Source organism: Shinella sp. 20P9.1.1 (assembly GCF_057798995.1).
In genome coordinates this window covers 284282-297370 of the sequence record NZ_JBYOLC010000006.1, presented here as the reverse complement: position 1 = coordinate 297370, position 13089 = coordinate 284282, and the positions used below count along the sequence as shown (strand labels likewise).

At 63.4% G+C, this 13089-nt stretch carries 12 protein-coding genes; 3 read left to right on the top strand and 9 right to left on the bottom strand.

Annotated features, from left to right (window positions below; translation table 11 throughout):
* The first annotated feature begins 22 nt into the window (after nt 1–22).
* The gene (locus tag AC27VQ_RS13430) at nt 23–610 is read left to right on the top strand and encodes a nucleoside deaminase (RefSeq protein WP_488716666.1); all 588 of its coding nucleotides are present in this window, start codon (nt 23–25) and stop codon (nt 608–610) included.
* 7 nt (nt 611–617) lie between these two features.
* Complete coding sequence (gene mazG, locus AC27VQ_RS13425; RefSeq protein WP_488716628.1) at nt 618–1469, top strand: nucleoside triphosphate pyrophosphohydrolase; 852 nt, start codon at nt 618–620, stop codon at nt 1467–1469.
* A gap of 7 nt (nt 1470–1476) precedes the next feature.
* Here mazG and hflX read toward each other — a convergent pair whose 3' ends face one another.
* The 9 genes from hflX to dusB form a co-directional block, all read right to left on the bottom strand.
* Entirely contained in the window at nt 1477–2796 is a 1320-nt protein-coding gene (gene hflX / locus AC27VQ_RS13420; protein WP_488716627.1) for a GTPase HflX, read from the bottom strand.
* Between the two features lie 77 nt (nt 2797–2873).
* On the bottom strand, nt 2874–3116 hold the full coding sequence (gene hfq, locus AC27VQ_RS13415; protein WP_023514954.1) for an RNA chaperone Hfq: 243 nt from the start codon (nt 3114–3116) through the stop codon (nt 2874–2876).
* Nucleotides 3117–3215: 99 nt separating this feature from the next.
* Nucleotides 3216–4079 (bottom strand): D-amino-acid transaminase, encoded by an 864-nt coding sequence (locus tag AC27VQ_RS13410; RefSeq protein ID WP_488716626.1) that lies wholly within the window; start codon nt 4077–4079, stop codon nt 3216–3218.
* A gap of 7 nt (nt 4080–4086) precedes the next feature.
* Nucleotides 4087–5463: a Trk system potassium transporter TrkA gene (gene trkA, locus AC27VQ_RS13405; RefSeq protein ID WP_488716625.1), complete on the bottom strand. Its 1377-nt coding sequence runs from the start codon at nt 5461–5463 to the stop codon at nt 4087–4089.
* Between the two features lie 29 nt (nt 5464–5492).
* Nucleotides 5493–6857, bottom strand: a complete 1365-nt coding sequence (ntrX, locus tag AC27VQ_RS13400; RefSeq protein ID WP_313526882.1) for a nitrogen assimilation response regulator NtrX — start codon at nt 6855–6857, stop codon at nt 5493–5495.
* Entirely contained in the window at nt 6847–9120 is a 2274-nt protein-coding gene (locus AC27VQ_RS13395) for a sensor histidine kinase NtrY-like (protein ID WP_488716624.1), read from the bottom strand. Before AC27VQ_RS13395 ends, ntrX begins: the two co-directional genes overlap by 11 nt.
* Nucleotides 9121–9326: 206 nt before the next feature.
* Nucleotides 9327–10781, bottom strand: coding sequence for a nitrogen regulation protein NR(I) (gene ntrC / locus AC27VQ_RS13390; RefSeq protein ID WP_488716623.1), 1455 nt, complete (start codon nt 10779–10781; stop codon nt 9327–9329).
* Nucleotides 10781–11932, bottom strand: coding sequence for a two-component system sensor histidine kinase NtrB (locus AC27VQ_RS13385; protein WP_488716622.1), 1152 nt, complete (start codon nt 11930–11932; stop codon nt 10781–10783). The genes ntrC and AC27VQ_RS13385 overlap by 1 nt, the downstream gene beginning before the upstream one ends.
* Complete coding sequence (gene dusB, locus AC27VQ_RS13380) at nt 11929–12954, bottom strand: tRNA dihydrouridine synthase DusB (RefSeq protein ID WP_488716621.1); 1026 nt, start codon at nt 12952–12954, stop codon at nt 11929–11931. Before dusB ends, AC27VQ_RS13385 begins: the two co-directional genes overlap by 4 nt.
* On the opposite strand from dusB, the gene AC27VQ_RS13375 reads away from it, so the two are divergent.
* Nucleotides 12931–13059, top strand: a complete 129-nt coding sequence (locus AC27VQ_RS13375) for a hypothetical protein (protein WP_421592558.1) — start codon at nt 12931–12933, stop codon at nt 13057–13059. The two genes, dusB and AC27VQ_RS13375, sit on opposite strands and share 24 nt — an antisense overlap.
* The last annotated feature ends 30 nt before the right edge of the window (nt 13060–13089 follow it).

The following is a 13089-nucleotide window of genomic DNA, read 5'->3' as shown; positions in this document are numbered from 1 at the left end:
GACGCCAACAGGGAAACCCGCGATGGACCAGGCCGCGCTCGCAAAACGTCTGCTCGACGTGATGGAATTCGACATTCTGCCATTGACGCGAGAAGGCGTCGCCGCGGGCAACAAGGTGTTCGGCGCGGCCATTCTCAACAAGGCAGATCTCTCGCTCGTTCTCGCCGAATCGAACAACGAGACGGAAAATCCGCTCTGGCACGGTGAAATTCACACGCTGAAACGCCTCTACGAGCGCGTGGAGAAGCCCAACACAAAGGACTATGTTTTCCTCTCCACGCACGAGCCCTGCTCCATGTGCCTTTCGGCCATCACCTGGGCCGGTTTCGACAATTTCTATTATTTCTTCAGCCATGAAGATTCGCGCGACAGCTTTGCCATCCCGCACGACCTGCGCATCCTGAAGGAAGTCTTCCGGCTCGATCCCGGCGGCTATGCCAGGACCAACGCCTTCTGGCACTCCGCCGCCATTGCCGACCTGATCGCCACCGCCGACGAGACGGCCAAGGCCGATCTCAAGACGCAGGATGCAAAAATCCGTGCCGCCTATGATGCGCTGTCGGAAAGCTACCAGTCCGGCAAGGCCGACAACAACATTCCGCTGAACTGAGAGTGCCATGCAGCCGAGCCGCGACATCGAGCGCCTGATCGAGATCATGCAAGCCCTGCGCCAGCCGGAAACCGGTTGCCCGTGGGACGTGGTCCAGACCTTCGAAACGATCAAGCCCTATACGATCGAGGAGGCCTACGAGGTCGCCGACGCGATCGAGCGCAACGACATGGACGACCTCTGCGAGGAGCTCGGAGACTTGCTTCTGCAGGTCGTGTTCCATGCAAGGATGGCGGAGGAGCGGGGCGACTTCGATTTCGGCAGCGTCGTCGAGGCGGTGACGCACAAGATGATCCGTCGCCACCCGCATGTCTTCGCCCGTTCGGATGCGGATACGCCCGAGGCCGTGAAGCTGCAATGGGATGCGATCAAGCAGGCCGAAAAGCGCGAGCGCAAGGAGCGGCGTGCCAAACGCGGCCTGCCGGAGGATCCGTTGCGCGGCCATCTCGGCTCCGTGCAGCGCTCCTTCCCGGCCCTCGTCGAGGCGCTGAAACTTCAGGAACGGGCGGCAAAGGTCGGGTTCGACTGGTCGGAGCCGGCGCCGATCCTCGACAAGATCGAGGAGGAAATAGGCGAGCTGCGTGAAGCCCTGCGCAACGATGATCCCAAGGCAGTTGCCGACGAACTCGGCGACCTCATCTTCGCGCTGGTCAATATCGGCCGCCATGTCGGCGCCGATCCGGAAATGGCGCTGCGCGGCACGAACACCAAGTTCCGCAACCGCTTCTCGCATATCGAGGACAGCCTCGCAGCCAATGGCGAAAGCCTGGAGGCGGCGACGCTGGAGCGCATGGAAGAGCTGTGGCAGGCTGCCAAGCAGATCGAGCGCAGTCTGGGTAACGCAACGTCAGCAGACTGACGCCGCGTTAGCGCTCCCAATCCTCACGCGCCACCCTGCCACCGATGCCGAGGCGGCGATCGAGTTCGGCGGCTTCGGTTTCCGTCAGCCGCAGCTCCAGCCGCACATTGCCGTCTTCGAGGTCCTCGCGGGCGTCGACGATCGAGTGATCGTAGATCCACGGCAGCAGTTGCAGCTGCATGACGGGCACGACGATGTCGCGATCGACCAGCACGCCGGAGAGCCGCTGGTTGATTTCCGACAGCAGCGCATCGACGCCCTCGCCGGAAATCGCGGATACCGCGACGACATTCGGCTGAGTCTCGGCCTTCTGCACCAGCGCGTCGCGCGCCTCGGGCTCCAGCCGGTCAATCTTGTTCCAGACTTCGAGGATGCGCTCCGCGCCGTCCTTCTCGTCGATGCCGAGATCGGTCAGGATGCGCAGCACGTCCGACGACTGTGCGCCATTGTCCGGGTCGGACATGTCGCGCACATGCAGGATCAAATCGGCTTCCAGCACCTCTTCCAACGTCGCGCGGAAGGCAGCGACGAGGTGGGTCGGCAGATCCGAGATGAAGCCCACGGTATCGGACAGGATGACGGTGCGGCCCTGCGGCAGCTTCATGCGGCGCAGCGTCGGGTCGAGCGTGGCGAAGAGCATGTCTTCGGCCAGCACGCCCGCACCGGTGATGCGGTTGAACAGGGTCGACTTGCCGGCGTTCGTATAACCGACGAGCGCCACGATCGGATGCGGCACCTTCTTGCGCTTGGAGCGGTGCAGCTGGCGGGTGCGGCGCACCTGCTCCAGCTCGCGCTCCAGCTTGACGATCTTGTCCTGCAGCAGGCGGCGGTCGGCTTCGATCTGCGTTTCACCGGGACCGCCCATGAAGCCCGCGCCACCGCGCTGGCGTTCAAGGTGGGTCCAACTGCGCACGAGCCGGCCCTTCTGGTAATTCAGATGCGCAAGCTCCACCTGCAACGTGCCTTCCTTGGTGGAGGCGCGGCGGCCGAAGATTTCCAGAATGAGGCCCGTGCGGTCGATGACCTTGGCGTTCCATTCCTTCTCGAGATTGCGCTGCTGCACCGGTGTCAGCGGGTGATCGACGATGACGAGACCGGCATCGTTGGCATCGAGCGCCGCCTTGATCTCCTCGATCTTGCCGCTGCCGAGCAGCGTACCGGGCTTCGGCTGGCTGACGGGCACGAGCGTCGAATAGACGATGGTGAGGTCGATGGCGCGCGCGAGACCGACAGCCTCCTCGAGGCGGGCCTCGTCGGAGCGCGTCACGACGGTCGGATCCGGCTTCGTGCGCCCCTTCAGGACGGGGGCGATGACGACAGCGCGCATGTCGTCCCGGCGTTTTTCGACGTCCGGGACGATGGAATCGTTGGATGAATCAGATTTTTTAATGGTCTTGGGTCCTGTCAGGAGCCGCTTTCCTCGGTCTCGAACATCTGCAGCGGCTGGCCGGGCATGATGGTCGAGATCGCGTGTTTGTACACGAGCTGCGAGTGACCGTCGCGACGGAGCAGCACGCAGAAATTGTCGAAGGAGGTGACAACCCCGGTCAGCTTGACCCCGTTGATGAGAAAGATCGTGAGAGAAATCTTTTGCTTGCGAACGGTATTAAGAAAAAGATCCTGCAGGTTCTGAGAACGTTCCGCCATCGCGCCGCTTCTTTCTGATTGCCGGCCCTTGAGACCGGTTGAATGAAATAAATTGCCCCCAGGCCCGGCAGCAAAAGTGTCGGACCGTCGATTTTGGTATCAAATCACAGTCTTCTCCGCAACGGCGAAAAAAGCATCCCTGATTTTCTGCGCCGTCATGCCGGGATGGCCGTTGGCGATGCTGTGTCCGTCGATGGAGACGACCGGCAGACAGATGGTCGTGGCCCCGGTGATGAAAACTTCACGCGCTTCGAGCATTTCCGTCACCGAAAAGCGCCGTTCCTCAACCGCAATCCCAAGTTTTTCCGCGACATCCATCAATGTGGTGCGGGTGATGCCCTTGAGGATCGCGTGGTCGGCCGGCCGCGTCACCAGCATTCCGGCCTTGTCGACGATCCACAGGTTCGTTGCGCCGCCCTCGGTGACGTTGCCGTCCTGATCGACGAAAATCGCCTCCTGCGCGGCCGCCTCCTTCGCCTGCTGGCGGGCCAGCACGTTCGGCAGCAGGCCGACGGTCTTGATATCCACCCTGCCCCAGCGATTGTCCGGCACGGTCATCGCCTTGATGCCGGCAGCGTATTTCGCCGCATTGATCGCCGGGTTTAGGCTTTTCGCCGTGACGATGAGCGACGCCCGCACCTCGGGCGACGGAAACACATGATCGCGCCGGGCGACGCCGCGCGAGATCTGGAGATAGACCATGCCGTTGACGACGCGGTTGCGGCGCAAGACCTCGCGCATGATCCCAACGAGGGCCGCGCGGCTCATCGGCGGACGGATGCGGATTTCGCCAAGCGAACGATCGAGCCGGTCGAGATGGCGCGTCAGATCGACAATAAAACCCTTCTGCACCTGGCAGACTTCATAGACCGCATCGCCGAAGACCAGGCCCCGATCCTCGATGGAGACCGCAGCATCGGCATGGCGGACATAGCGGCCGTTGACATAGGCGAAGCGCGGCATGGGGATCCTAGAAGTACTGAATGCTGACGCGGAACAGCTGTTCGACATGGCGCACGGCAGCGGCGGCCGCAAAGAGCACCACCCGGTCCTTCGCCTTGATCTTGGTGTTTCCATCAGGCCGGATCACCGTCTTGTCGCGATAGACAGCGCCGATGCGGATGCCGGGCGGCAGTTCGATATCGCGCAGCGGCTTGCCCACCAGCGGCGATGTTTCCAGCGCCTCGGCCTCGATCACTTCCGCAGAGCCCTTCTGTACCGCATAGACGGAGCGGATACGGCCCTTGCGGACGTGTTGCAGGATGCCTGAAATCGTCACGGCGCGCGGATTGATGCTCGCATCGATGCCGAGCGTCTTGGTGAAATCCTGATAGCTGGGATCGTTGATCAGAACGAGGTTCTGCTTGCAGCCGAGGCGCTTGGCCATGACGCTGCCGAGAATGTTGATCTGGTCGTTGTTGGTGAGCGCGACGACAAGGTCGGCATCCTGGATATCCGCCTGCAACAGCATCTTCTGATCGAGCGCCGAGCCATGCAGAACCACGGTGTTGCGCAGCTTGTCGGCAACAAGAACCGCCCGCTCGCGATCGCTCTCGATGATCTTCAACCGCGTCTTCGGCTGGTAGTCCTCGATGGCCTTGGCGACGAAATAGCCGATATTGCCACCACCGGCGATGACGATGCGTGCCGCCTCCTGCTCTTCATGGCCGAAGAGCGCGAGCGTGCGCCGCACATGCCCCTTGTCGCAGACCACATAGGCGAGATCACCGGAATGCAGCTGGTCGGAGGAATTCGGCACGGTCAGCTTGCCGTTGGAAAAGATGCCGGTGACGGTCGCATTGAGGTCCGGGAAGAGTTCGCTAAGCTGCTTCAGCGGCGTCTCGACGACGGGGCAATCCTCCATGCATTCGATCGCCACCATGACGATGCGGTCATCGGCAAAGCGCACGACATCCGTCGCTCCGGGGAAAGAAATACGGCGCAGCACCATCTTGCCCACCTCCACCTCTGGCGAGATGGTGACGTCAATGGGCATGTTTTCACGCGAGAACAGATCGGAATATTCCGGCGCCAGATAGCTCTGCGCGCGGATGCGGGCGATCTTAGTCGGCACGTTGAACAGCGAATGGGCGACTTGGCAGGCGACCATGTTGATCTCGTCGAACAGGGTCACGGCGATCAGCATGTCCGCCTGGTCGGCGCCCGCCTTGGCCAGCACCTCCGGATGCGCGCCATGGCCGATGACGCCGCTGACATCGAGCGTCTCGGTGATGGCCGAGATCAGCGATGGCTGCGTGTCGATGACGGATACGTCGTTGCCCTCTTCCGAGAGCCGCTCGGCAATACCGTAGCCGACGCGCCCGGCGCCGCAGATGATGACCTTCATGCCCTAGAATCCCTCAATCCCCGGGCGCCTTATACGCCAAGCGACTTCAGTTTGCGATGGAGCGCGGAGCGTTCCATACCGACGAATTCGGCCGTGCGGGAAATGTTGCCGCCGAAGCGATTGATCTGCGCGATCAGATAGTCACGCTCGAACATTTCACGTGCTTCACGCAGCGGCAGCGTCATGATGTGCTGGTCGCCCTGCGTGGAGATCTTCGGCAGCATGTCGCCCACTTCGGTCGGCAGCATGTCGGCGGTGATCGGCGTATCCGGACCGTCGCTGCGGGCGAGAATCATCAGGCGTTCGATATTGTTGCGCAGCTGGCGGATGTTGCCCGGCCAGTCATGCGCCTGCAGCACGGCCAAGGCATCGTCGCCGATCTTGCGGGCGCGGATGCCCGCCTGCTCGCTGACCTGGCGCATGAACATGTCGACCAGGAAGGGGATGTCCTCGCGCCGCTCGGCCAGCGGCGGCACGCGCACCGGCACCACAGCGAGGCGATGGTAGAGGTCTTCGCGGAACCCGCCCTCGGCGATCAGGCTCTCGAGATTATAGGCGGTGGAGGAGATGATGCGCACATCCACCCTCACTCGCTTGGAGCCGCCGACACGCTCAAACTGCTGGTCGACCAGCACACGCAGAATCTTGTTCTGCGTCTCGCGCGGCATTTCGCCGATCTCGTCGAGATAGAGGATGCCACCATGGGCCTCTTCCAGCGCGCCGGTACGACGCGGCTGGCCGGGCGTGCCCTCCGTGCCGAACAGCGCGACTTCCATGCGCTCGGGCGTGATCGCCGCCGCGTTCAGCACGACGAATGGGCCGCTTGCCCGTGTCGATTTCCGGTGGATCATGCGCGCCACCAGCTCCTTGCCGGAGCCGGAGGGGCCGAGGATCATGATGCGGCTGTTGGTCGGCGAGACCTTGTCGATGTTCTGACGAAGCTGCGAGACCGCGACGGAGGTGCCGATCAGCTCGGCCGGATCGCCGGACCGTTTCTTGAGTTCGGTCACCTCGCGTCGCAGCTTGGAATTCTCCAGCGCCCGCTCGGCGATCAGGATCAGCCGGTCGGCCTTGAAGGGTTTTTCGATGAAATCATAGGCGCCGCGGCGGATCGCCGAAACGGCCGTCTCGATATTGCCGTGGCCGGAAATCATCACCACAGGGAGGTCCGGATAGCGGCTCTTGATCTCGTCAAGCAGCGCCAGCCCGTCGAGCTTGCTGCCCTGCATCCAGATGTCGAGGAAGACAAGACGCGGTACGCGGTCGCTGATCGCGGCCAGCGCGCTGTCGCTGTCAAAGGCGGTGCGCGTCTCGTGCCCTTCGTCCGATAGGATGCCGGAGACGATCTCGCGGATGTCCTCTTCGTCGTCAACGACCAGAATATCAGACGCCATGGTTCATTTCCTTGCTCTTATTCTTGTCCGCCTCGACGGCCGAAGTTTCTTCATAGGGCAGGATCACGCGAATCATCGCCCCCTGGCCGTGGTCGAAGTCCTGGGGGGCATCATGTAGTTCCAGCTGCCCGCCATGGTCCTCGATGATCTTCTTCACGATGGCGAGGCCGAGGCCCGTGCCCTTCTCGCGCATCGTCATGTAGGGTTCGAGAATGCGATGTCTATTCTCGGTCGGCAGGCCCTTGCCGTTGTCGACGACGTCGACGACGAACCGCCGTCCCGCGTCGTCGGCCTCGGCGCGCACGAGGATCTTGTGCTCGCCGCGATCGGCATCCGGCGGCAGCGCCTCGATCGCCTCCACCGCATTCTTGATGAGATTGCCGAAGGCCTGGCCGAGCATGCGCGCGTCGAACAGCCCCGTCAGCGGCACCTCGCCGAGATCCTTCAAGAAAGCGACGTGGTTGTTGCCCATTTCGCGCAGGAAAACGGCATCCTTCAGGATGTTGCGCAGGTCAGAGCGCTCCTTGGTGGGCTTGGGCATACGTGCGAAGGAGGAGAACTCGTCCACCATGCGACCGATATCCTCGACTTGGCGCACGATCGTATCCGTACACTGGTCGAAGACCGCGCGATCCTCCTGGTCGATCTGCTTGCCGTAGCGGCGGCGGATACGCTCGGCCGAAAGCTGGATCGGGGTCAGCGGGTTCTTGATCTCATGCGCGATGCGGCGGGCCACATCCGCCCAGGCGGTCGAGCGCTGTGCGATGACGAGATCGGTGATGTCGTCCACGCTGATGACGAAGGATTCCTGCGCGTCGCTCGCTTCCTCGCGGATCACCTGCACATTCAGCGTCCGCTCCTTGCCGCCGTGCATGATATTGATCTGCTTGCGGAATTCGTTGCGGTGGCGGGCAGAACCCTCGGCAAGCACGGCGGCAATCTCCGGCGTGACGCCGACCAGCGGCTCGCCGATCAGGTCGACCGCATTGCGGCCGAGCAGGATTTCGGCGGAAAGATTGACGATGGTGATACGCCCGTCCCCCTCGACGCCGATCACGGCCGCGGTCACACCCGACAGCACCGCCTCGATGAAGCGGCGGCGATGATCCATCTCGTCCTTGGCATTGAGGATCTCGCCCTGCTGGGTGCGGATTTCGGCGATCATCTTGTTGAACGTGCGCGAGAGGTTACCGACGTCGCCATCGGCCACGCGCACCGGCACCGTCACATCGAGATTGCCCGAGGCAACGCTGTCGGCAGCGCCGATCAGCTGGCGGATCGGGCGGACGATACGGTCGGCCACCGCAATGGCGGTCCAGATCGCAGCGAGCAGCACGATGAGCGCGAAGCCGAGATAGAGCACGCCGAATGCGATCTGCAGCGTCGTGCGGCCGGCTTCCAGCGCGCGATATTCCGCGGTGTTCTCCTCCATCAGACGCATGGAGCGCATGACTTCGGGATCGACGGTGCGGATCGTGTAGAGGAAGGCGTCCGGGATGTTGTCGAGCTTGATGATGGCGCCGACGAGATTGGTCTGGCCCGGCGGAATAAGCGTCGGCTGGCCGGCGGCGGACGCGCGCAGCGCATCTTCCGGCGCCGGCGGCAGCCGGTTTTCCGTCGGGATATTGGCCTGTAGAATGACGGAACCGTCGGCGCGCAGCAGGGATGCGCCGAGCATACCGCGTCCCCGCGCCTGCCGCGTCATCAGTTCGGTAAAGCCAGTGCGGTCGAGGCTGTAGAGTTGGCGGTTGCGGTCGAGATCGTTCGCCATCGAGGCGGTCTGGCCCTGCAGGTAGCTGGCGTTTTCCAACATATAGGCCTGCGCAACGTTCAGCGAGGAGCTGACGATCGACTGCGTGCGGATGGAAAACCACCTGTCGAGGCCGACATCGAGCGTGATCGACGCGAAAATCGCCACAAGCACGGCCGGCGTGATCGCGACGATCGAAAACAGCGCCACGATGCGCACATGGAGCCGCGCGGCAGCGCGGCCGCGGCTGCGGGCGCGCAGCAGCCGCACGATTTCCCGCCCGATCAGGAACATCAGGCCGACGATGAAGATGGCATTGATCGCCGCCGAGGCGATGACGACATTGGCGACCGGCTTGATCGGCGTCAGGCCAAGCAGGATGAACAGCGACAGCGTCGCGGCGACGAGCGCGCCGCCGGCCAGCACGAGACCCGGCAAGGCGAAGGAAGCACGCCGGTCCGCCGACACCTTCCCCTCATTGCTGCCCGCAAGCAGGTCCAAACGCTCGTCCATCTGCTGCATCGCTTCCCCGGCCGAACGCCCTGAAAGGCGCCGGCGTTCTTCTCTTGTTTTCGGGATGGCGCCGACCGTATGGAGGACCGGCCGCAGTCGCACCCTGACCCTAGACGTTCAGGCATGCGGACGAATTCGGCCGCAAACCCCTCTGTTACCCTCAAGCAACAGATTGTGGCCAAAATGCAACGCCTCTTGCCGTTAAGTCAAGCGGAGCGGGAACTTCTGTACACAGACACGCCCAATTCGCGAATTTTCTTGCGCAGCGTGTTGCGGTTCAGGCCGAGCAAGTCAGCCGCCTTGATCTGGTTTCCGCGCGTCGCCGTGAGCGCAGCGAGAATCAGCGGATACTCCACCTCGGCCAGCACCCGGTCATAAAGCCCCGCCGGCGGCAGGCCATCGCCGAAGCTTGAAAAATACTGCCGCATATTCTCCTCCACCGCCTGGGAGATGGAGAGCGAGCCGCTGCGCGTCACCGTCTTTTCTATGGGACTGTCGGGAACGTCCGCCCGCAGCTCCGTCTCGATGATCTCGCGGGTGATGACATCCTGCGGATAGAGCGCGGTCAGGCGGCGCACGACGTTTTCCAGCTCGCGCACATTGCCCGGCCAGGCATGCGCCTTCATCAGTTCCAGCGCCTCCTGGTCGAAACGCTTGGCGTCGAGCCCTTCCTTCTCCGCCTGCTGCACGAAATGGCGCACCAGATCGGGAATGTCCTCCGCGCGGTCGCGCAGCGGCGGCAGGCGCAGCGGCACGACGTTAAGGCGATAATACAGATCCTCGCGGAACAGGCCCTGATTGATCGACTGCTTCAGGTCCTTGTTGGTCGCCGCCACGATCCGCACATCGGTGCGGATCGGGGTGCGGCCGCCGACGGTGGTGTATTCGCCCTGCTGGAGCACGCGCAGCAGGCGCGTCTGCGCATCCATCGGCATATCGCCGATCTCGTCGAGGAAGAGCGTGCCGCCCTCGGCCTGTTCGAAGCGGCCGGTCGAGCGGTTCTGCGCACCGGTAAAGGCGCCCTTCTCATGGCCGAACAGTTCCGATTCGATGAGGTCGCGCGGAATGGCCGCCATGTTGATGGCGACGAAGGGGCCGTTGCGGCGCTTGCCGTAGTCATGCAGCGCGCGGGCGACGAGTTCCTTGCCGGTGCCCGATTCGCCGGTGATCATCAGCGTCAGGTCCGTCTGCATGAGACGCGCCAGCACGCGGTAGATTTCCTGCATGGCGGCGGAGCGGCCGACCAGCGGCATGCCGTCCTGCGTGTCGTCGTCCAGCCGCGCCGGCTTGCGCTTCGGCTCGGCCAGCGCCCGGCCGATGATGGCGATCAGCTCGGTCAGGTCGAAGGGTTTCGGCAGATAGTCGTAGGCGCCCTTCTCCGAGGCCTTGATCGCCGTCATGAAGGTGTTCTGCGCGCTCATCACCAGCACCGGCAGGTCCGGGCGGGCCTTCTTAATGCGCGGCAGGAGATCGAAAGCATTCTCGTCGGGCATCACGACATCGGTCACGACGATGTCGCCCTCGCCGGCGGAAATCCAGCGCCACAGCGTCGCCGCATTGGAGGTGATGCGCACGTCATAGCCCGCGCGGCTCAAGGCCTGATTGAGAACCGTGCGGATCGCGGCATCGTCATCGGCAACGAGGACTGTGGCGCCTGTCATCAGATATGTCCTTTGGTCTTGGGAAAGTCGTCGTCTTCGCTGACGCCGCGGGAGGCCGGCATCAGCACGCGGAAGGTGGTTCGCGAACCCTGGCTGTCGCATTCGACAATGCCGCCATGGCCGCCGATGATTTTCGCCACCAGCGCAAGGCCGAGGCCGGAGCCGTTGGTCTTGGTGGTAATGAAGGGATCGAAGAGATGCGGCACTAGGTCCGAAGGCACGCCGGGGCCGTTGTCATGCACGCAGAATTCCAGCGGCAGCGAGATTTTCTCCCGCGTGCCGGCAACGGAAAGCCGGATGCCGGGCCGGTAGGCCGTCGTCAGCTGGATTTCGCCCTCCGGCCGGTCGCCGATCGCCTCCGCGGCATTCTTGATGAGGTTGAGGAAGACTTGAACCAGCTGGTCCCGGTTGGCAAAGACCGGCGGTAGCGACGGGTCGTAGAGTTCCGTGATCTTGATGTTGCGGCCGAAACCGGCTTTCGCCACCGCCTTCACATGGTCGAGCACGGCGTGGATGTTGAGCGGCACGCGATCGACCGGACGTTCGTCGGAAAACACCTCCATGCGGTCGACCAGCGAGACGATGCGGTCGGTCTCGTCGCAGATCAGCCGCGTCAGCGCCCGGTCCTCGTCGAGCACGGAGGTTTCCAAGAGCTGTGCCGCGCCGCGAATGCCGGACAAGGGGTTCTTGATCTCATGCGCCAGCATCGAGGCAAGGCCGGTGACGGAGCGGGCAGCCCCGCGATGCGTCAGCTGCCGGTCTATCTTGTCCGCCATCGAGCGTTCCTGAATGACGACCACGACGGAGCCCGCCGGTTCGGTCGTCACGGGCGCGACATAGATATCGGCGAGCTTGTCGGCACCGAGACGCGGCGAGGACAGGTCCACCCGGTACTCGCTGACCGGCGCCTTGCGCTCGCGCACCTGATCGATCAGCGTCAGAAGCGGGCTTCCGAAGGGAATGAGGCTCGAAACCTTGTGTTTCGCCAGATGGTTGGCGCTCGCGCCGAAGAAAGATTCCGCCTCCCAGTTGGCGAAGGCGACATGGCCGTCGATATCGACGAGAATCACCGGGTTCTGGATGGCGTTGAGCACGGCAAGCGCCAGGTCCGGCGCCCTCGCGGCGTTCTGCTGTGGGGCCTTGTCCGTCATGCGGCCTCTCCGATCCCTGCGGCACCCGCATCCAGAATGGCCACCTCCAGACGGCGTGCGACGAGTTCGCTGTCACGCGCCGTCATGATCTCCGCCTTCGCCGCGCCTGATATGTCCGGTGCGTAATGGCCGAGATACCAGCCGACATGTTTGCGGGCATGGCGCAGGCCCGCTTCGACGCCGTAGAAATCGAGCATCATGCGATAGTGCTCCACCGCCGTTGACGCGACCACATCCAGCGAAGGATGCTCGATGGCGCCGGCGAGAACCGCCGGATGCCAGGGACGGCCCTGCGCGGAGCGGCCGACCATCACGGCATCGGCGCCCGAGCGGAGCAGGATCTCCGCGGCGTCCTCTGGCGTCTCGACATCGCCATTGGCGACGAGCGGGATCGACAGCACGTCGCGCACCGCGCGGATCGCGTCCCAATCCGCCTTGCCTTCGTAGAACTGCATGCGCGTGCGGCCATGTACGGTGATCATCGCGGCACCCGCAGCCTCGGCGCGGGCGGCGATATGCGGTGCATTCAGCGAATCATGGTCCCAGCCGAGCCGCATCTTCACCGTGACCGGCACCTTCACGGCGTTGACGGTCGCTTCGATCAGGCCGAGCGCATGATCGGGATCGCGCATCAGCGCCGAACCGGAATAACCGCCGATCACCTTCTTGGCGGGGCAGCCCATATTGATGTCGATGATATCGGCGCCCTCGCCTTCGGCGATCTTCGCGGCTTCCGCCATCCAGTGCGCCTCGCGGCCAGCGAGCTGCACCATATGCGGTGCGATGCCGCAATTGCGGATGCGCGACCAGCTTTCCCGCGCATTCAGAGCCAGTTCCCGGCTCGCCACCATTTCCGTCACGACCAATCCCGCGCCAAAACGCCAGGCGAGATCGCGGAACGGCAGGTCCGTGACACCCGACATCGGCGCCAGGACCACGCGGTTGCGCAGGGTCTGGTTTCGGATTGCCAGCGGTGCCGACAGAGCGGGGATCGTCAAATGCTCATCTTTCAAGCAGGTCATGTCTCTGCACTATTTTTAGCCATCATTGTCGTTCTTGCCAAGCCGCAATCCTGCGAACCCGCATTTTTCCTGACAGCGCTGGAATTGCGGCATCCTTCCGGCTAAACCCCCTCAAAACGCTTTGAAACGGGAGGT

Coding starts and splice junctions, on each gene's coding strand:
- hflX (WP_488716627.1), bottom strand. CDS start 2,796: ATGCGCGCTGTCGTCATCGCCCCCGTCCTGAAGGGGCGCACGAAGCCG.
- dusB (WP_488716621.1), bottom strand. CDS start 12,954: ATGACCTGCTTGAAAGATGAGCATTTGACGATCCCCGCTCTGTCGGCA.
- trkA (WP_488716625.1), bottom strand. CDS start 5,463: ATGAAGGTCATCATCTGCGGCGCCGGGCGCGTCGGCTACGGTATTGCC.
- mazG (WP_488716628.1), top strand. CDS start 618: ATGCAGCCGAGCCGCGACATCGAGCGCCTGATCGAGATCATGCAAGCC.
- ntrX (WP_313526882.1), bottom strand. CDS start 6,857: ATGGCGTCTGATATTCTGGTCGTTGACGACGAAGAGGACATCCGCGAG.
- ntrC (WP_488716623.1), bottom strand. CDS start 10,781: ATGACAGGCGCCACAGTCCTCGTTGCCGATGACGATGCCGCGATCCGC.
- AC27VQ_RS13395 (WP_488716624.1), bottom strand. CDS start 9,120: ATGGACGAGCGTTTGGACCTGCTTGCGGGCAGCAATGAGGGGAAGGTG.
- AC27VQ_RS13410 (WP_488716626.1), bottom strand. CDS start 4,079: ATGCCGCGCTTCGCCTATGTCAACGGCCGCTATGTCCGCCATGCCGAT.
- AC27VQ_RS13430 (WP_488716666.1), top strand. CDS start 23: ATGGACCAGGCCGCGCTCGCAAAACGTCTGCTCGACGTGATGGAATTC.
- AC27VQ_RS13385 (WP_488716622.1), bottom strand. CDS start 11,932: ATGACGGACAAGGCCCCACAGCAGAACGCCGCGAGGGCGCCGGACCTG.
- hfq (WP_023514954.1), bottom strand. CDS start 3,116: ATGGCGGAACGTTCTCAGAACCTGCAGGATCTTTTTCTTAATACCGTT.
- AC27VQ_RS13375 (WP_421592558.1), top strand. CDS start 12,931: ATGCTCATCTTTCAAGCAGGTCATGTCTCTGCACTATTTTTAGCCATC.